Raw genomic sequence first — 19,107 nt, forward strand, 5'->3', positions numbered from 1 at the left:
AAACGTGAGAGAAGCAGTAATTGTTGCAGGTGCAAGAACCCCTGTAGGTAAGGCGAATAAAGGGACACTAGCCAACACAAGGCCGGATGACCTTGCAGCATTAACGATCAAAGAAACTTTGAAACGGGCAGGAGATTACGACGGAAACATTGATGATGTAATTATTGGCTGCGCGATGCCGGAAGCCGAGCAAGGAATGAATATGGCACGCAACATCGCAGGTCTTGCCGGCCTCAGAAATGATGTGCCGGGTATCACGATTAACCGCTATTGCTCATCTGGACTGCAAAGCATCGCCTATGGAGCAGAACGTATTATGGTCGGCGCAAGTGACGCGATCATCGCGGGCGGAGCAGAGTCCATGAGCCTGATTCCGATGGGCGGCCACGTCATCAAGCCGAATACGAAACTTGTTCAGGACGCACCGGGATACTATATGCAAATGGGACACACAGCGGAAGAAGTGGCGAAACGCTTTGGCATTTCGCGTGATGAGCAGGATGAATTTGCCGTCCGCAGTCATCAGCGCGCAGCAAAAGCACTTGAGGAAGGCAAATTCAACGATGAAATTGTCCCCGTCGAAGTGACAGAACGTGTCATAGGGGAAAGGAACAAAGTTGAAGAGAAAACATCAACGTTTGAAATGGATGAAGGTGTACGTGCGGGAACAACAAAAGAAATTCTTGGCAATTTGAACCCGGCATTTTCCGCAACCGGCTCCGTGACCGCAGGCAACTCCTCGCAAATGAGTGACGGGGCAGGTACTGTTCTTGTGATGGATCGGGAAAAGGCTGACTCAGAAGGGTTAAAGCCGCTTGCTAAATTCCATTCGTTTGCTGTAGCAGGTGTTGAACCGGAAATCATGGGAGTCGGCCCTGTTGAAGCTGTACCGAAAGCCTTGAAAATTGCCGGACTGGATTTATCTGACATCGGTCTGATTGAGCTGAACGAGGCATTTGCCTCACAATCAGTCCGTGTCATCCAGGCGCTTGATTTGGACCCGGAGATTGTCAACGTTAACGGCGGAGCGATCGCACTCGGTCACCCACTTGGAATGACAGGCACAAAGCTGACACTCAGTCTTATTCATGAGATGAAACGCCGCAATGTACAATATGGTGTTGTCACCATGTGTATCGGCGGCGGTATGGGGGCAGCAGGCGTATTTGAATTACTGTAGGTTATTATGTCATCTGAGGAGCCGCTGAAGTGTGTTTAAAAGAAAAACGCTAAAGTTTGTCGCAAATTCGCTAAAGTTCACAGAAAAAATGATGAAGTTCACAATTCAGCGGCAGCAGCGGCAAGTTGGCTCAGGTGCCCAAAATTTAGCGGCCTTATCTTTATTAATTCCAACATGGAAAGGAACGATTGATATGAGTGAAACAACGGAAAAACTATTCAAAGGCGGCGGGTTTTTAACAGAAGACCTGCATGCTGAAGATGTGATTACCCCTGAGGATTTTACTGAAGAACACAAGATGATCGGTAAAACAACGGATGATTACATTGATGGTGAAGTTTTACCCAAGATTGATAACTTGGAAAATCATGAATTTGAATATTCTGTTGACCTGCTTAAAAAAGCGGGTGAACTCGGCCTGCTTGGAGCAGACATTCCGGAAGCTTATGGCGGGCTGGATCTGGATAAAATCAGTTCAGCCATCATCACTGAAAAATTTGCCCGTGCCGGGGGCTTTTCAATAACTCACGGTGGGCATGTCGGCATCGGAACGCTGCCAATCGTATTTTTTGGCAATGAGGAACAAAAAGAAAAATATTTGCCAAAATTGGCTACCGGTGAGATGATTGCCGCCTATGCGCTGACCGAGCCAAGTGCGGGGTCTGATGCCTTGAGCGGAAAAACAACAGCAACGCTCAATGAAGCAGGAACCCATTATATTTTGAACGGTGAAAAGCAATGGATTACCAACTCTGCTTTTGCGGATGTATTCGTTGTTTATGCGCAGGTCGATGGTGATAAATTCACAGCATTCATCGTTGAGTGCGACTTCCCCGGTGTTTCCACAGGACCTGAGGAAAAGAAAATGGGCATTAAGAGCTCCTCAACCCGGACACTGATTTTGGAAGATGCTGAAGTACCGGTTGAGAATCTGCTTGGTGACAAAGGCAAGGGCCATAAAATTGCTTTCAACATTCTGAACGTCGGCCGTTATAAACTTGCCATGGGCGGTGTCGGTGGTTCCAAGCGCGGAATCGAAGTGGCAACTAAATATGTTAATGAACGTAAACAGTTTAATACACCAATCTCCAGCTTTTCACTGACTCAGGAAAAACTGGCAACATTGGCAGTCAGAACATACGCCAATGAGAGTGCTGTTTATCGCACAGTAGGGTTATTTGAACAACGGATGGGATCACTGACAGACGAACAACTGAAAGACGGCAGGGAAGTGGCAAACGCTATCGCTGAATATCAAATTGAATGTTCCTTGAATAAATTCTCGGCGACAGAATGTTTGGATCACGTCGCTGATGAAGCCGTTCAACTGCATGGCGGGTATGGTTTTATGGAAGAGTATGAAGTGGCAAGAATGTACCGTGACTCACGGATCAACCGGATCTTTGAAGGAACGAATGAAATCAACCGTCTGATTGTGCCTGGCACGCTGATGAAAAAAGCAATGAAAGGTGAACTGCCACTTCTTCAGGAAGCACAAAAATTGCAGGAAGAACTCATGATGATGATGCCTGAAGAAATCGGCGATAATGCGCTGGAACAGGAAAAATATCTGCTGAAGAATGCCAAGAAAATGGTGCTGCTCGGCGCCGGCCTTGCTGCACAAAAATATCAGCAGAAGCTGGAACATGAGCAGGAAATTCTGGTTAACCTGGCTGACATGGTCAACGAGATTTACAATATGGAATCAGCCATTCTGCGTACTGAAAAAGCAATCAACAAAGATGGCGAAGATAAACACAAACAGAAGCTTCTTTACACACAAGTATATGTGCAGGAAGCCTTCAACCGAGTTGAAGCAGACGCAAAAGAATCACTGATTGCTGTTGAGGAAGGCGACAACCTGAGAATGATGCTGTCATCCCTGCGTAAGCTGACGCGTCACACGCCAACAAACGTGATTGCGAAAAAACGTGAGATTGCCGCGAAGATCATTGAAGAAGAAAAATACGTTGTCTGATTGAAAACAACGGAACACTGCCCCCGGCAGAATAGGCTGCGGGGCAGTATTTGTTTATAAAAGAAAAATCCCGAAATTCATGCGGAAATGCCCGAAGTTCACAAGAGAATACCCGAAGTTCACAATTAACCTGCCTGAAGTTCACAACTAACTTGCTCGAAGTTCACAACATTAAGGCTGAAATGTTCAAAATTATATGATATTATATCGCAAAAATAATAATTCCGGTCGCCTGCCTGCATTAAATTTGCTATAATGAATTTAATCTATTATATAGCAGGGGGGAAGAAGCATATGGCATTAACATTTTACTGGTACCCGAAATGCGGCACATGTCAAAAAGCGAAAAAGTGGCTTGATGCGCATGACATCGATTATACGAGCATACATATTGTAGAAGAACCTCCGACAAAAGAACAGCTGCTGGACTTAATTTCCAAAAGTGGCATGCCACCAAAGAAGTTTTTTAATACAAGTGGAAAAAAATACCGCGAGCAAAATATGAAAGAAAAAATTAAGGATGCAAGTACTGAGGAAATGGCGGAGTGGCTGGCTTCAGATGGCATGCTGATCAAACGGCCGATCGTTATGGATGGAGAGAAAGTGACGTTGGGATTTAAAGAAGATACATTCACTGAAACCTGGCTTTAAGGGGTTGTTCAAAAAGTCCGGTAACAATGACACATCGAATTTTTCGTTGGTTTGTTTTTCGCGGCTCATGTATTTAAACGCATACATTCCGCTCCTTGGAAAAGAAGAACACTTTTCCTGTGTGCGAGGCAGCTCAGTGAAGCTTACCTTGTGCTCAAAACTGCGCTGCCTCGAACTTCTCGGTCCTTGTTATCCTCCTTTTTGAACACACATTTTTAAAATAGACAGAAATACTAGAAAAATACACGGCTGCCTAGTATAGTTAGGGTGACAGCTACAATGATTTATGGAGGGATACTGATGAACTTACCGAAAGACTTGTTTTATACAGAAGATCATGAGTGGGTGAAAAAAGAAGACGGGAAAGTTCGGATTGGCATTACTGACTTTGCTCAGGATGAGCTTGGAGACATTGTTTTTGTCGAACTGCCTGAAGAAGGTGATGAACTTGAGGCGGATGAGCCATTCGGCAGTGTTGAGTCCGTTAAGACAGTTTCAGAATTGTACGCTCCGCTCAGCGGGAAAATTGTCGAAGTTAACGAGGAGCTTGAAGACAGCCCGGAATTCGTTAATGAATCACCATATGACAAAGCTTGGATGGTAGTTGTGGAGCCGTCAAATGAGTCTGATGTCGATCAGTTATTATCTGCTGAGCAATATGAAGAAGCCGTTAACAAAGAATAATAACAATTGATGATGAAAAAGCTGACTCACTCTTTAATGAGAAAGTCGGCTTTTTTAATAGTTAATGGATTCCAATCATATAATATCTATACCCCTATCATGATGTTTCCTTAAGGAGTGCAATATGGATGACAGAGTATGCCGAAAAAGTTATCATTGTGGAAGGGTTGACCGATAAGAAGCAAATCAAAAAGGTGATTGCTGAGGATGCAGAAATCATCTGTACAAACGGAACACTTGGCGTGGAAAAGTTTGATGAGCTTCTCGAAGACTATGACCTCGACAATCGGGATGTTTATATTTTGGTTGATGAGGACAGTCCGGGCATCAGACTTCGCAATCAGCTGTCACGTGAGCTTCCGCATGCCGAGCATATTTATGTCAGCAGTGATTATCGCGAAGTGGCGACAACACCTGAAAATATATTGGCTACTGAGCTGGCAGGGAAGCGATTCGAGGTTAATCCGATTTTTCTGATTTAGGGTGATTTTTTTGCAGCAGGTAACTGATGACGTATTGCAGCAAGAACATTATTTATTATATATTTATACACCATTTTGCGGGACTTGTGCGCTTGCAAGATCCATGGCCGAAAAAATAGAATCGGTTCATCAGCAGGATATTTTTTATGAAATGAATGCGTCACTCAATCCCGAGTTTATGCAGGATTATATGATTGAAAGTGTCCCTTGCCTGCTGATCAAGGAAGACGGGGGAATTAAGGATAAAGTATATGCGTTCAAGTCGATTGCCAACATATACAACTATTTGATGGAATACAGGCCGGAGCTGTTTGCTAAAAATTAATTTTGTTGGCATCTCGAGTAAGGCATGCTTGTTTTGAAAATCGATTAAAAATGAATACGGATTTTCTCTTATCCAGAGCGGTGGAGGGGCTGGCCCTATGAAACCGCGGCAACCTCAAATTTCAGTTATTTGAAAGGTGCTAATTCTTGCGAAGCGTATGCTTTGGCAGATAAGGGAACGTGAAGATGATGTGTGCATACGTCTTTCTGTTCTCTTACAGAAAGGCGTTTTTCTTTTTTAAAAAGATTGGTGGCGTTGTATTCTGATTTTGACAAAGCAGCATTTAAAGAATTGATAACAACCAGCGGTACTGGCAAAAGTTCGTTTGTGCGCCTTTTGAACTGGAAGAACGCACTCATTCTGGAAGGCGATGAGTCCCCATACGTGAATGTAGTAGCAGCGAAAAAAGAAAATAAGGATAACGAAGCCATCAACACATTAGTGGATGTGCTGCACTCTGATGAAATTCAAAACTTTATCAAAGAAGAGTTTAATGGCGCTGTGGTACCGGTTGAGGGCAAATCGGAGTGAAGTTTCACTTAAGGGAATCTACAGCATTTGGAAGTAAATTGCTCTATGCTTAAATGCAACATAGCTTAATCGTTTCAGTTATAATATATCTCATTTTTGCCGTCCACAGGCGTTTATATGCGAATTGTCGAGGTATTGAGGATATGATATTCTTAATACTGTAATCAAACGAAAGGATGGTTCACTATTAATAGTGGAATAAGAATGCATTATACTCCAGAAATGGAAAGAGCAATGCAGCAGTCGCACAAAATGGGCTATGTCGAATATGAAAGGAATCTGGAAAACCGAATAGCCGTTGAAAAAAGGCGACAGAATGAATATGAGAAATGTAAACACATGATAGCTGAAATTGACAGTCACATTCATACTTGATAAAAAACATCCGGCACTCATAAACAGGGTGCCGGATTTTAATGTTTTATATGTTTTGGCTTTGTGGTCGCCTGTTTTACTGAGCCAGCAATGCGCCTGCTCGTATTTCGGTACTCACGCTCATAGTTCTAAGCTCCCGCCCATGTTTACATACTCCGGAACATGTTAGTGATTTTCCGTCCATATTTCTCTTTTCGGGCACAAGCTTCCCGACCTTGAACAACCTCTTGAAAAAATTTCATAAAAAACAGCAATAATAACAGGGAATGTGATGATTGAAGTCGAATATGTATATAAACGAAGTCTTCAGGGAGGTACATATTTTGAAATTATTAAGCTACAGAATTAAAGGTAGCCCAGGATCATCAAGAATGGGCTTTATGCATGGAGAAAAAATTGTCGATCTTCAGGAAGCCTGGAAAAGATTGCAGCGTGACAACAGCGATAATGATGCGGCGGATGCCGCGAACAGGCTTTTCCCCGCTGAGCCGGCGCAATTTTACTCAGCTGGTTTGTCAGTCATCGAACAAGCAAAAGAGGTACAGACCTACGCAAGAACGAATCATATGGATGATATCTGCTTCAACCGCGACGGCGTCTATCTGTCCACACCAGTTCCGTCACCATCTAAAATCATATGTGTCGGCAAAAATTATGCGGCACATGCAGCGGAGATGGACAGTGATGTACCGGACTATCCGGTAATATTTGCCAAATTTGCAAATGCGCTGATCGGCCCCGAGGATGCGATTGAAAAGCCGGTGTTCGTTAATAAGCTTGACTATGAGGCTGAGCTGACGGCAGTCATCGGGAAAGAAGCGTCACATGTGAAACGTGAGGAAGCTCTTGATTACATTGCCGGCTATACAATCGGCAATGATATTTCGGCCCGTGACCTGCAGAAGCGGACACCACAGTGGCTGCAGGGTAAGACATTGGACCGTTCAACACCTGTCGGCCCATGGGTTGTGACAGCCGATGAGGTGGGTGATGTCGGCAATTCATCGGTTTATTCTTATGTAAATGGGGAGGAGCGACAATCAGCAACGACGGAAAAACTCATCTTTGATATTCCCCATCTAATCGAATTCATTTCGTCCCTAATCACACTTAAACCCGGTGACTTGATTATGACAGGGACACCGGATGGGGTTGGTATGGGGATGGAACCGCCCCAATTTTTAAATGATAAAGACACCATAGGGGTGGAAATTGACAAAATCGGGTGGATGGAAAATCGTGTGAGTGAAGTTAAGCCCGGGTTTAGTCGGCCTTCCTTGAACTTCTGGAATCGCTGTTGACTTATCGCCCCGAGCCTTTGTTCTTCCTGGCCAGCTTTTCCCAATCTTTTATTCCAGGTGGTTGTTCCAGCCAATTGTGTTTGATCATGATATCAGTTCCACTTTTTGCAAGGCGGGTAACTTCCAGCGAAAAGTATTAACGCCTCAGTTATGTTTTCATCCATATTAAGCATCGCTAAGCTCCAGACCAAGTATGAGTAAAATGTTTACGGGAAGGGATATAGAGGATCGAATATTCTGATATCAGGAATACGCTGGCGTATTCCCGGTATCAGAGAAGCTTAATCCTTTGTTTCTATGGTTCAAACAACAAAGGAACTCTCACCTTTGACAGAATAGATTCGCCAAAAATCAAACAAAAGGTGGAGTTCCTATGTATGATCATACCAATAATACGACCAATTTAAAAGCTATAGAACAATCGCTGTTTCAGTACCTTCAGGGCTACTTTCATGAGATCCTTTTAAAGGTTTTAGAGGATATGGATGTTTGGCTGATGGAAAGCCGGATCATCAACGTTATAAGTATGAGGAAAAACAAGCGGCTTCCATGGATACCGTATTCGGCTCGGTAAGGGTGAAGAGGCGAAAGCAGGAAAAGGGTTTCGAGACGGATTGGATGCGCCCGATGGGCTCAGCCGAATCCAACATGAACTTCTTTTCCCGGCGCCTGAAGAAAATGGGTTACAGCTGGTCTGAGAATGGTCTTGAAGCTATGACCACAGCCATTATTCACCGATTTGATGGCACGCTGGGAGAGGAGCTTGATTTAACATCATCAACTGAACATCAGGACGACAGTTCTCAGGAAGAAACGGTTTCGCTTAAACGATTACTGAAACAAAAGACAAGACAGTCTGTGGGAGCTATTATGGGCAGCATGCCTGTACTGTGGGGTAAGGAGCCAGGCAGTAATACAGCACAGGCGTTGCGTGGGTTAGCTGGGTTCCAGTCCCCATAAAAGCAGGATATGAAGCTCAGGAGCCAACAAGGCGTTGTATAGGTTTAGAAAACTGTTTCATATCATGTGTTAGAGCCAAAAATAGATTTATACGGGCCGCGGGTAAGATAACAACCGTCTTTACATCAACAACCAAAAACAAAATACAAAGGTCGAGAGAAACTTCCCGCAAAAACTTGACTCACTCCCGGACCAAAAAATAGTTTTATATATAACCGATTTATGTTATTTTAGTAATCAGTCTCGATAGAAAACGGTTACATCATAAGGAGTGAGAGAATACCTTGAGGATAATTATTTGAACAGGGTTTGTCCATTAAACACTTACAAAAATCAATAAAGTTTATGCGCTAAAACATTAAATAAAATAATAACAACAACTGGGAGAGAAAACATCATGGAAATTATTAAAGGAACACTCTTACTACTTATTGTACTGGCTTTATTTACGATTTTTAACCATAAAGCACCCAGAGGGATGGAGGCAATGGGCGCATTAGCAAGTGCAGCTATTGCCACTTTTTTAGTTGAAGCCTTTCAACGTTATGTAGGTGGGGACTTATTAAATATTGAGTTTTTAGGTGAAGTAGGAGATGCGGCCGGCGGTATGGGCGGCGTTGCTGCGGCAGCTCTTGTTGCGATTGCAATGGGTGTTTCGCCCGTGTATGCTTTAATGCTTGGTGTGTCCTGTGCCGGTTTAGGACTCATACCGGGATTTATTGCAGGTTACTTAATGTCATTTATCGTCAGGAAAATTGAAACCAAAGTGCCTGATGGCCTTGATTTAATTGTTACAATTATTGTTGCAGCCCCGCTGGCCCGTATATTGGCTGTTTGTGCTGATCCACTGGTCGATCTTACACTGCTTAATATCGGTGGAATTATTACACAAACAACCGATGCAAATCCTATCGTGATGGGGATTATTTTAGGTGGTGTGATTACTGTCGTAGCTACAGCACCTTTAAGTTCCATGGCATTGACTGCCATGCTGGGATTAACGGGCACACCTATGGCAATTGGTGCGTTAGCCGTATTTGGTTCGTCCTTTCTGAACTTTGTCTTTTTCCATCGTATGAAATTCGGAAATCGAAAAACAACCATTTCAGTTGCGATTGAACCATTATCGCAAGTCGATATTATTTCTGCTAATCCGATTCCTATTTATGTCACCAATTTTCTTGGCGGTGCAACATCAGGCATTTTTATTGCATTGTCAGGAATGGTGAATGGAGCAACAGGGACGGCCACGCCAATTGCCGGATTTGCAGTCATGTATGGGTTTAATGATCCTGTCACGGTAACGATTGTTGCATGTCTATGTGCAGGCTTTAGTATTTTATGGGGATTCATTGGATCGTATATTTTTAAAAACTATAACATTCGCCAGGTTGATGAGCTCACCGAAATAAGTAAGGAAGCAACAACAGCTTAAGCAAACAATAGGCGAAAGTTAAGTTATTTTCTTCAGGGGAGGAGTTTTTACATGTTTCGATCAGTTGCGGAATTAGTGGAAACGGCAGAAAATGAAAATATCTTAATCTCAGAAGTCATGATACGACAGGAGATGGATATCAAAGAAAAAACAAGAGAAGAAATTTATGCAGATATGGAAAATAATTTAGATACAATGGAAAAAGCGGTGGAGGACAGTCTTGAAGGTGTCCAGTCTGTTACAGGGTTAACCGGCGGGGATGCTGTTCTTGTTCAAGAATATATGAAAGAGAAGACGCCGCTTTCAGGCAATTTGCTAATGGATGCGGTCAGTAAAGCAATGGGGACAAATGAAGTCAATGCTGCGATGGGCACAATTTGCGCAACCCCGACAGCAGGAAGCGCTGGTTGCGTGCCAGGTACATTGTTTGCTGTTAAGAATCAGTTGAATCCGACACGTGATCAGATGATCCGTTATTTATTTACAGCGGGGGCATTCGGATTTGTTGTGGCGAACAATTCATTTATTTCCGGTGCAGCAGGCGGCTGTCAGGCGGAAGTAGGCTCTGCTGGGGCCATGGCATCTGCAGCTATTGTGGAAATGGCAGGAGGGACGCCGCAGCAATCAGCAGAAGCTTTTGCAATGACACTGAAAAACATGCTTGGACTCGTGTGTGATCCAGTTGCAGGGCTTGTCGAAGTTCCATGTGTCAAACGTAATGCCGGCGGGTCTTCACTTGCAATTGTTTCAGCGGACATGGCATTAGCCGGCGTAACAAGCACCATCCCGTGTGACGAGGTGATCGGCGCTATGTACAGAATTGGCAAACAGATGCCATCAAGTCTGCGTGAGACAGGTGAGGGCGGACTTGCGGATACACCGACCGGCCGTCTGCTGAAAGATAAAATATTCGGTTCATCGACTGCGTCAGGCGAATGGGTCAGTCAAAAAGCTGACTGACGAAGAGAAGCAGTGTCGTTATTGATTAAAATAAAATAGTATATTTAAATGGATGCAATTCCGAATTTTGGTTTGCATCCTTTATTTTTTATGAAAAAAGTGTTGCATTAATATAAATTATAATGCATAATAATACATAACATTTTATACATTATCAGCGAAGCGTTTTACGTAGAGGGAGGTACAGTATGCCTAAACTACAGCATATCCGGAAGGTTCTGGTGATTGGATCAGGTCCCATCACCATCGGCCAGGCAGCTGAATTCGATTATTCCGGAACACAGGCTTGCCTGGCGCTGAAAGAAGAAGGCGTTGAAGTCGTTCTTGTTAATAATAACCCGGCAACAATAATGACAGACTACACAATGGCCGAACATGTATATTTGGAACCTTTGACGACGGATTCGCTTACCGCGATTATCCAAAAAGAACAGCCGGATGGAATATTGCCGACACTCGGCGGACAGACAGGTTTGAATCTGGCAGTGACATTATATGAAGCAGGTGTATTGGAGCAATATAAAGTGGAATTGCTCGGTACCTCTTTAGAAGCTATCCGAAAAGGCGAAGATCGCGATATCTTTAAATCGACCATGAAAACAATTGAAGAACCTGTTCCCGAAAGTTTATCGGTTCGTTCAGTTGATGACGCAGTCCGTTTTGCACAGACAGCCGGTTTTCCGATTATTATCAGACCGGCTTATACATTGGGCGGTGCCGGTGGGGGAATCGTCGAAACAAAACACGAGCTTAAGTCGGTTGTTCAGCATGGTCTCGATTTGAGTCCTGTTGGGCAGGTGCTTGTCGAGCAAAGCATTAAAGGCTGGAAAGAAATTGAGTTTGAAGTGATAAGGGACGCAAACAATGATTGTGTGATTGTCTGTGATATGGAAAATATTGATCCGGCCGGTATTCATACAGGTGACAGTATAGTTGTTGCGCCGTCCCAGACATTGACTGAAGGACAGCTTCAAATGCTCCGGAACGTTTCATTTAAGGTGATCCGGGAACTTGGCGTTGTTGGCGGCTGCAATATTCAATTTGCTCTGAATCCGGACAGCGACGAGTACGTTATTATCGAGGTCAACCCAAGGGTCAGCCGCTCAAGCGCACTCGCGTCAAAGGCAACCGGCTATCCGATTGCCAGGATTGCAGCCAAGATTGCTATGGGGTGGCATCTCAATGAACTGCAAAACCCGTTGACCGGCAATACATACGCGGGATTTGAACCGGCGCTCGATTACATCGCAGTGAAAATACCGCGCTGGCCATTCGATAAATTCAGGACTGCTGACAGAACACTCGGAACGCAAATGAAAGCAACGGGTGAAGTGATGGCATTGTCCGGAAGCTTTCCGGCTGCGTTGAATAAAGCCATCCGGTCGCTTGATACCGGAATCAATCATTTTCCGTTTCTTTCCGATTGGACGGCAGAAGAAATCGAAAATGCGCTGGTGTACGCAACAGACGAACGCTTATTTGTGACCGCAGAAGCGATACGAAGAGGTTATTCGCTTGATGACATTCAAAGCCTGACAGGCATCAATCACTTTTTCCTGAACGAGATATCAGCTGTGATTGATATGGAGAAACAGCTCGGGGAAAAAAGCTGGGATACTATCAGCCGGGAGGAATGGATGAAAGCTAAAACAATGGGGTTTTCCGATCATATTCTGGCTTCGCTTTTCGACAAAGCCCGAGATACAGTGCAGGAATTCTCCCTTAAAATGGCACCTTCCTATAAAACGATTGATACAGGCGCAGTAAAAGCTTCAGCGGATACAGGTTATTTTTACAGTACATGGGACGAAGTGAATGAGGCAATGCCATTGAAAGGTCAAAAGGTTGTCGTTTTGGGCGCTGGTCCGATCAGGGTCGGCCAGGGAATTGAATTTGATTACTGTTCGGTGCATGCAACGATGTCATTGCAGGATCAGGGCATCAATGCCACTGTGATAAACAATAACCCCGAAACGGTCAGTACGGATTACAACATGGTTGATCATCTTTACTTTGAGCCGCTGACCGCCGAAGATGTTTTAGCCATTGTTCAGAATGAAAAAGCCGATGGCGTTGTGGTGCAATTTGGCGGGCAGACAGCGATTAACCTTGCGGAGGAATTACACAAGAACGGTGTCCATGTCTACGGTACGTCACTGCCGGCAATCAACGCAACAGAGGACCGGGATAAGTTCTATCAGCTGCTGCAAAAGCTTGAAATATCTCACATTCCGGGGCAAACAGTTTCAGGGGTGACAGAAGCTGTCGAGTCAGCAGCGGACATAGGCTATCCGGTTCTGGTGCGGCCATCTTACGTGATCGGTGGAAGCGGAATGGTTATTTTACACAGTGAACCGGAATTGATGACATACCTGAACGGTCTTAAAGCAGAAGCGTCAGAATCGGATATTTTTCCGTTGTTGATTGATCGTTTTATTCCGGGCAAAGAATTTGAGATAGATGCTGTTTGCGACGGGAATGACATTCTGATACCCGGTGTATTTCAGCATATTGAACGGGCAGGGGCTCATTCAGGAGACAGTATCGCAGTCTTTCCCGGACCGGATCTTTCAAAATTGCAAAAGCAGCAGATTGAATCATATACAAAATCAATATCGGCGGAATTGAATTTACAGGGAATTGTCAATATTCAATTCGTTCTCAGTGAAAACGGCAGGGAATTGTATGTATTGGAAGTTAACCCGAGGGCATCACGAACGGCGCCGATTGCGAGCAAAGTAACAGGCATACCGCTGATTGATCTGGCAGTGCGTGTGCAGACAGGCAAGCCGCTCAAAGAACAGGCATGGGAGCTTGGTTTGCATGAGGATATACCATATTATGCAGTGAAAATGCCGGTCTTTTCTTCATCTAAATTATCGGGGGTTGATCCTTACCTGGGACCGGAAATGCAGTCAACCGGCGAAGCCATCGGACTGGGGACCACCATTGGTCAGGCAATGGCAAAAGCTTGCGGTTGGACGGAAGACAGCCTGTTGGACACAACGACAGACAAACCTGTTTATTTATCGCTCGGTTCAACTGATAATTTAACCGGACAGCTCCTGTCACTTCTTGCGGACTTGCCGGTAAAAATCGCTGCCGATCCGGAAACGGCAGCTTGCCTCAGCAAAAAAGGAATCCGCATTGACCGTGTTGCGGATATCGAGGAAGCCAGTTCCATTTGTTCAGAAAATGGATTTTCGCTCGTTTGTGATACACAAAAATCATTTACGGAGGATGAACATACCCGGCTCAGAATAGCTGCCCTGGCGGTTAATACGACATGTCTCACGTCGGCTGAAACATTGTTTGCTTATCTGTATGCCGCAGATCAGCCGCGGGAGGCCCCTGTTCCGGTGAATGATTATTTGAATAACAGCCGTGAGCTGAATCGGCGGAAGGAGCGTGCTATGTAAATGAAAACAGAAGCTGACCCCGTATTTGCCGGCAACGAGCTGAGAGGCCGCAAATTTTTAAAACTTACCGATTTAAGCAAACATGAATTGGGCTATTTGCTCGAGCTGGCTGGCGAACTGAAGCAGAAACACAAATCAGGGATGCATGAGGAATCATTGAAAGGAAAAACGCTTGGCATGCTGTTTGAAAAACCATCAACAAGAACACGCGTCTCTTTTGAAACAGGCATCTTCCAGCTCGGTGGTGCAGGGATTTTCCTGAATTCAGACAATCTGCAATTGGGAAGAGGGGAAACAATGGCAGATACAGCCAAAGTTCTCTCCGGATATGTTGATGGCATGATGATTCGGACATTTTCCCACAATGTGCTTGAGGAATTCGCTGAAAACGCGGAGATCCCGGTAATCAATGGGCTGACAGATATGTATCATCCATGCCAGGTGCTTGCCGATTTGCAGACAATACTGGAGGAAAAAGGCAGGCTGAAAGGTGTGAAACTCGCTTATATCGGAGACGGCAACAATATGTCACATTCCCTGATGACCGGGGCAGCTATGACAGGGATGGATATCAGCATTGCCGCCCCTGACGATTATCTGCCGTACACTTCGGTTGTTCAGGAAGCTTTGACAAGCGCCGGACAGACCGGGGGGCGTGTGGAAGTTACTTCAGACCCGCAGGAAGCCGCAAAGCAGGCTGATGTCATATATACTGATGTATGGGCAAGCATGGGCCAGGAGGGTGAACAAGGAAACCGTAAACAAGTGTTTTCTGATTTTCAGGTGGACGCTAAGCTCTGGTCGCTGGCAAATAACGATGCCATCTTTATGCACTGTCTGCCGGCACACCGGGGTGAAGAAGTGACAGCGGATGTCATTGACGGAAAACAATCAGTCGTCTTTCAGCAAGCAGAAAACAGAATGCACGTCCAGAAAGCACTGATGACAGCATTAATGGGCTGACTTTTATAAAATGATACAGAGATATACATTTTTAAAGGTTGTAGCTTCTGAGAAATTTTCGAGGGACTGAGCGGACCGAATACACGCAGACTCCCGGGGGAGCAAAGGCGGACTAAGTAACAACAGTCTATGTTATTACAAAATCACACAAGGAGAGGATACCATGAGTAAAGAAAAGGTCGTTTTGGCATATTCCGGAGGACTTGATACTTCAGTTGCGGTTAAATGGCTGCAGGATAAATATAACTATGATGTCATCGCGGCGGCAATCGACGTCGGCGAAGGAAAAGATCTCGAATTTGTCAAACAGAAAGCGCTCGATGTCGGTGCAGTGAAATCATATGTGATTGATGCCAAATCACTATTTGCTAATGAGTATGTATTGCCGGCTTTGCAGGCCAATTTACTATATGAAGGAAAATACCCGCTCATTTCTGCATTATCCAGACCGCTGATTGCAAAATTGCTCGTTGATATTGCTGAAAAAGAAGGAGCTTCAGCAGTCGCACATGGATGTACCGGAAAAGGCAATGATCAGGTACGGTTTGACGTCGCGTTTGCTGGACTGAACCCAAATCTCGATGTTGTCGCACCAGTACGTGAGTGGTCGATGTCCAGAGAAGAAGAGATAGCATATGCTGAAGAGCACAACATCCCTGTTCCTGTCGGTGTGGACAGTCCGTACAGCATCGATGAAAATTTATGGGGCCGCAGCAACGAATGCGGTATTCTGGAGGACCCGTGGGCAGAACCGCCGAAAGATGCCTATGATCTGACAGCTGATCCAACTGAGGCGCCGGATGAGCCTGAAGTTGTCGAAGTGTCGTTTGAACAGGGCAAACCAGTCTCACTGAACGGCAAAAAGCATGAGTTGCATGAACTGATTATGTCGCTGAATGAGATCGCAGGCAAGCACGGGGTCGGACGGATCGATCATGTGGAAAATCGTCTGGTCGGCATTAAATCAAGAGAAATTTACGAAGCTCCGGCGGCAGCTGTGCTGCTCACAGCACATCAGGAACTGGAATCATTGACATTGACACGCGAAACATCCCGCTTCAAACCGGGTGTTGAGCAAAAATTTGCTCAAACAGTATATGATGGTCTGTGGTATTCACCTCTGACCGATGCGCTTAAAGCGTTTGTAAAAGAAACCCAGCAATATGTATCCGGCACTGTCAAAATGAAACTGTATAAAGGACACGTCCATACGGTTGGCCGTAAGTCAGAACAGTCCCTATATGACTTTAATCTGGCAACCTATAACGCAGATGACGCATTCGACCATGAAGCTGCCAATGGATTCATTAAGCTGTGGGGACTCCCGACAAAAGTTCATTCTTCGGTCAACGCATCACATCAAGATGAAAAATCACCGGCCGATATCATGATGGATACCGCTGAAAAGGAAACGCAGAACCAATGAAACTGTGGGGCGGGCGATTTACAAAACCAACGAATCAGTTAGTGGATGAATACGCATCGTCCATTCATTTTGATAAAAAACTGGCAAAACATGATATTACAGGAAGTCTTGCACATGTCAGGATGCTCAAAAAATGCGGCATCGTACCGGAGAATGATGCAGATAAGATAGTGGAGGGACTGCAATCTGTTGCCGTTAAAATTGAAAATGGCGAAGCGGAGTTAAGTGATGAGCATGAAGATATCCATATGAATGTCGAGAAATTGCTGATTGACGAAATCGGTCCTGTCGGCGGGAAGCTTCATACGGGAAGAAGCCGGAACGATCAGGTGGCACTCGATATGCGCCTGTACTTGCGCGAAGTTGTTCTGGAGCTGTTTCAGTTGCTCACAGATGTCCAACAATCACTGCTTAAGCAGGCTGAAGCCAACCTGGATACAATATTGCCCGGTTACACGCATTTACAGCGGGCACAGCCTGTTCTGTTTGCCCATCATATGCTGGCATATCTGTTTATGTTTCAGCGCGATGCAGAACGGCTTGCCGATAGTTTGAAACGGATCAATAAGTTGCCGCTTGGCGCCGGAGCACTCGCGGGTACAACCTTCCCGATCGACCGTGAATATGTTGCCGAAGAACTTCAATTTGACGGCATTTGCGAGAACAGTCTGGATGCTGTCAGTGACCGGGATTTCGTGGTCGAATTTCTGTCACATGCTTCCATCATCACCATGCACCTGTCACGGTTGTGTGAGGAAATGGTGCAGTGGTCAAGTGCCGAGTTTAACTTTATTGAACTCGATGATGCCTTTAGCACAGGAAGCAGTATGATGCCGCAGAAGAAAAACCCGGATGTGGCAGAGCTTGTACGCGGAAAGACCGGCCGGGTATACGGCAATCTGACCGGAATGCTTACAACATTAAAAGGGCTGCCGCTCGCGTATAACAAAGATATGCAGGAAGACAAAGAAGGGATGTTTGATTCGGCCGAAACATTGTGGGGAGCTCTTGCATTGTTTGCACCAATGATAGAAACAATGCACGTCAAAAAAACTGAGATGTATGATGCGGTCAGACAGGATTATTCCAATGCCACTGATTTGGCGGACTATCTGACCGGTAAGGGGATGACTTTCAGGGAATCCCATGAGGCGGTCGGGAATATCGTGCTGCATTGCCTTAATCAAAATAAGTACTTGCTTGATCTGTCGATCGATGAATTTCGCTCTTTTTCAGCTGTGATTGAAGCGGATATTTTTGAAGCCCTCAGTCCCGAAGCCGTCGTGAATGCCCGTCAGGCACCCGGCGGAACGGCGAAACAAAGCGTGAAAAGGCAGCTTGAAAAAGCAGCGGGACTGCTGAAGGAAAATGATGATTGGGTTGACACAAATTCAAACAAATTAGCAAAGGGAATGTCCGGGTAAAACCGGGCATTTTTGCTATCCGTTATATTTAACAAGGGTATGTACGTGTATTATAATGGGAATTATGACAGTTGCGGATGATTGTACACTATTCCTAAAACGATAGCCTGTATGAGTTGATAATACATTCGAAATGATTTAAGATGATAATGAGAATAAATTGAGAATGGATAGTAACATATTCAATTCCAATAATAGCATAATAACAGTAATTGGAGGTTATCGATATGGCAGGCTCAACACTAGAGATTAAAAATCTTCATGTTGAAATTGAAGGTAATGAGATATTAAAGGGTGTCAACCTTACGATAAAAGGTGGCGAATTCCACGCGGTAATGGGACCAAACGGAACCGGTAAATCAACACTTGCCTCTGCAATCATGGGTCACCCAAGCTTTGACATCACCGAAGGCAGTGTTTTGCTTGATGGTGAAGAGGTTTTGGAGATGGAAGTGGATGAACGTGCAAAAGCCGGTCTTTTCCTCGGTATGCAGTATCCGAGCGAAATCAGTGGTGTCACAACATCCGATTTTCTGCGCTCTTCCATTAACGCACGCCGTGAAGAAGGCGATGAAATTTCACTGATGAAATTTATCAAAGAAATGGATGAAGTTCTGGATTACCTGGATATCGACAAAAATATGGCTCAGCGTTATCTGAACGAAGGTTTCTCAGGCGGTGAGAAAAAACGTAATGAGATTCTTCAATTGATGCTGCTGAAACCGGAGATAGCCATTTTGGATGAGATTGACTCCGGACTTGACATTGATGCGTTAAAAGTTGTTTCAAAAGGAATCAACAAATTACGTGATGATCAATTCGGCTGCCTGATCATTACACACTATCAGCGCCTGCTTAACTATATCACACCGGATAAAGTACACGTCATGATGCAAGGCCGTATTGTGAAATCCGGCGGACCTGAACTGGCTCAGCGTCTTGAATCTGAAGGTTATGACTGGATTAAACAAGAGCTTGGTATTGAAGACGAAAACGTCGGGCAAGAAGTTTAA

Annotated in this window: 17 protein-coding genes and 1 riboswitch; all 17 genes read left to right on the forward strand. The window is 44.8% G+C overall.

What is annotated here, in order from left to right; all coding sequences use genetic code 11:
• Positions 1–4: 4 nt before the first annotated feature.
• Positions 5–1,180 carry an acetyl-CoA C-acetyltransferase gene (locus VK097_RS02655; protein ID WP_324210249.1) on the forward strand — a complete coding sequence of 392 codons (1,176 nt, stop codon included), beginning with the start codon at positions 5–7 and terminating at the stop codon, positions 1,178–1,180.
• 193 nt (positions 1,181–1,373) lie between these two features.
• Complete coding sequence (locus tag VK097_RS02660; protein ID WP_324210279.1) at positions 1,374–3,158, forward strand: acyl-CoA dehydrogenase FadE; 1,785 nt, start codon at positions 1,374–1,376, stop codon at positions 3,156–3,158.
• A 294-nt stretch (positions 3,159–3,452) separates the two neighbouring features.
• A complete protein-coding gene (locus tag VK097_RS02665) occupies positions 3,453–3,809 on the forward strand; it encodes an arsenate reductase family protein (RefSeq protein ID WP_324210250.1) in 357 nt (118 codons plus the stop codon).
• A 300-nt stretch (positions 3,810–4,109) separates the two neighbouring features.
• Complete coding sequence (gene gcvH, locus VK097_RS02670) at positions 4,110–4,493, forward strand: glycine cleavage system protein GcvH (protein ID WP_324210251.1); 384 nt, start codon at positions 4,110–4,112, stop codon at positions 4,491–4,493.
• A gap of 128 nt (positions 4,494–4,621) precedes the next feature.
• Entirely contained in the window at positions 4,622–4,975 is a 354-nt protein-coding gene (locus VK097_RS02675) for a toprim domain-containing protein (protein WP_324210252.1), read from the forward strand.
• A gap of 10 nt (positions 4,976–4,985) precedes the next feature.
• Positions 4,986–5,300: a thioredoxin family protein gene (locus VK097_RS02680; RefSeq protein ID WP_414672146.1), complete on the forward strand. Its 315-nt coding sequence runs from the start codon at positions 4,986–4,988 to the stop codon at positions 5,298–5,300.
• A gap of 65 nt (positions 5,301–5,365) precedes the next feature.
• A riboswitch (SAM riboswitch) is annotated at positions 5,366–5,476 on the forward strand.
• A 79-nt stretch (positions 5,477–5,555) separates the two neighbouring features.
• Positions 5,556–5,831, forward strand: coding sequence for a MetQ/NlpA family ABC transporter substrate-binding protein (locus tag VK097_RS02685; RefSeq protein ID WP_324210254.1), 276 nt, complete (start codon positions 5,556–5,558; stop codon positions 5,829–5,831).
• A 252-nt stretch (positions 5,832–6,083) separates the two neighbouring features.
• Positions 6,084–6,206, forward strand: a complete 123-nt coding sequence (locus VK097_RS15520; RefSeq protein WP_491712956.1) for a YuzK family famiily protein — start codon at positions 6,084–6,086, stop codon at positions 6,204–6,206.
• Between the two features lie 371 nt (positions 6,207–6,577).
• Complete coding sequence (locus VK097_RS02690) at positions 6,578–7,507, forward strand: fumarylacetoacetate hydrolase family protein (protein WP_324210255.1); 930 nt, start codon at positions 6,578–6,580, stop codon at positions 7,505–7,507.
• 489 nt (positions 7,508–7,996) lie between these two features.
• Positions 7,997–8,467 (forward strand): UPF0236 family transposase-like protein, encoded by a 471-nt coding sequence (locus tag VK097_RS02695; RefSeq protein ID WP_324210256.1) that lies wholly within the window; start codon positions 7,997–7,999, stop codon positions 8,465–8,467.
• A gap of 397 nt (positions 8,468–8,864) precedes the next feature.
• Positions 8,865–9,902: a PTS sugar transporter subunit IIC gene (locus tag VK097_RS02700; protein ID WP_324210257.1), complete on the forward strand. Its 1,038-nt coding sequence runs from the start codon at positions 8,865–8,867 to the stop codon at positions 9,900–9,902.
• A gap of 51 nt (positions 9,903–9,953) precedes the next feature.
• Positions 9,954–10,862, forward strand: a complete 909-nt coding sequence (gene sdaAA / locus VK097_RS02705; RefSeq protein ID WP_324210258.1) for an L-serine ammonia-lyase, iron-sulfur-dependent, subunit alpha — start codon at positions 9,954–9,956, stop codon at positions 10,860–10,862.
• Positions 10,863–11,050: 188 nt separating this feature from the next.
• Positions 11,051–14,281 (forward strand): carbamoyl-phosphate synthase (glutamine-hydrolyzing) large subunit, encoded by a 3,231-nt coding sequence (gene carB / locus VK097_RS02710; protein ID WP_324210259.1) that lies wholly within the window; start codon positions 11,051–11,053, stop codon positions 14,279–14,281.
• The gene (gene argF, locus VK097_RS02715; protein WP_324210260.1) at positions 14,282–15,244 is read left to right on the forward strand and encodes an ornithine carbamoyltransferase; all 963 of its coding nucleotides are present in this window, start codon (positions 14,282–14,284) and stop codon (positions 15,242–15,244) included.
• A 163-nt stretch (positions 15,245–15,407) separates the two neighbouring features.
• Positions 15,408–16,670 carry an argininosuccinate synthase gene (locus VK097_RS02720; protein WP_324210261.1) on the forward strand — a complete coding sequence of 421 codons (1,263 nt, stop codon included), beginning with the start codon at positions 15,408–15,410 and terminating at the stop codon, positions 16,668–16,670.
• On the forward strand, positions 16,667–18,094 hold the full coding sequence (argH, locus tag VK097_RS02725; RefSeq protein WP_324210262.1) for an argininosuccinate lyase: 1,428 nt from the start codon (positions 16,667–16,669) through the stop codon (positions 18,092–18,094). The genes VK097_RS02720 and argH overlap by 4 nt, the downstream gene beginning before the upstream one ends.
• 227 nt (positions 18,095–18,321) lie before the next feature.
• Entirely contained in the window at positions 18,322–19,107 is a 786-nt protein-coding gene (gene sufC, locus VK097_RS02730) for a Fe-S cluster assembly ATPase SufC (RefSeq protein WP_324210263.1), read from the forward strand.

The organism is Lentibacillus sp., from assembly GCF_035301675.1.
In the GTDB taxonomy this organism is placed as follows: Bacteria; Bacillota; Bacilli; order Bacillales; family Amphibacillaceae; genus Lentibacillus.

Excerpts from the sequence above, each read along its gene's own strand:
- sdaAA (WP_324210258.1), top strand. The coding sequence starts at position 9,954 with ATGTTTCGATCAGTTGCGGAATTAGTGGAAACGGCAGAAAATGAAAAT.
- VK097_RS02660 (WP_324210279.1), top strand. The coding sequence starts at position 1,374 with ATGAGTGAAACAACGGAAAAACTATTCAAAGGCGGCGGGTTTTTAACA.
- argH (WP_324210262.1), top strand. The coding sequence starts at position 16,667 with ATGAAACTGTGGGGCGGGCGATTTACAAAACCAACGAATCAGTTAGTG.
- argF (WP_324210260.1), top strand. The coding sequence starts at position 14,282 with ATGAAAACAGAAGCTGACCCCGTATTTGCCGGCAACGAGCTGAGAGGC.
- VK097_RS02675 (WP_324210252.1), top strand. The coding sequence starts at position 4,622 with ATGACAGAGTATGCCGAAAAAGTTATCATTGTGGAAGGGTTGACCGAT.
- VK097_RS15520 (WP_491712956.1), top strand. The coding sequence starts at position 6,084 with ATGGGCTATGTCGAATATGAAAGGAATCTGGAAAACCGAATAGCCGTT.
- VK097_RS02700 (WP_324210257.1), top strand. The coding sequence starts at position 8,865 with ATGGAAATTATTAAAGGAACACTCTTACTACTTATTGTACTGGCTTTA.
- carB (WP_324210259.1), top strand. The coding sequence starts at position 11,051 with ATGCCTAAACTACAGCATATCCGGAAGGTTCTGGTGATTGGATCAGGT.
- sufC (WP_324210263.1), top strand. The coding sequence starts at position 18,322 with ATGGCAGGCTCAACACTAGAGATTAAAAATCTTCATGTTGAAATTGAA.
- VK097_RS02690 (WP_324210255.1), top strand. The coding sequence starts at position 6,578 with ATGGGCTTTATGCATGGAGAAAAAATTGTCGATCTTCAGGAAGCCTGG.
- VK097_RS02665 (WP_324210250.1), top strand. The coding sequence starts at position 3,453 with ATGGCATTAACATTTTACTGGTACCCGAAATGCGGCACATGTCAAAAA.
- VK097_RS02720 (WP_324210261.1), top strand. The coding sequence starts at position 15,408 with ATGAGTAAAGAAAAGGTCGTTTTGGCATATTCCGGAGGACTTGATACT.
- gcvH (WP_324210251.1), top strand. The coding sequence starts at position 4,110 with ATGAACTTACCGAAAGACTTGTTTTATACAGAAGATCATGAGTGGGTG.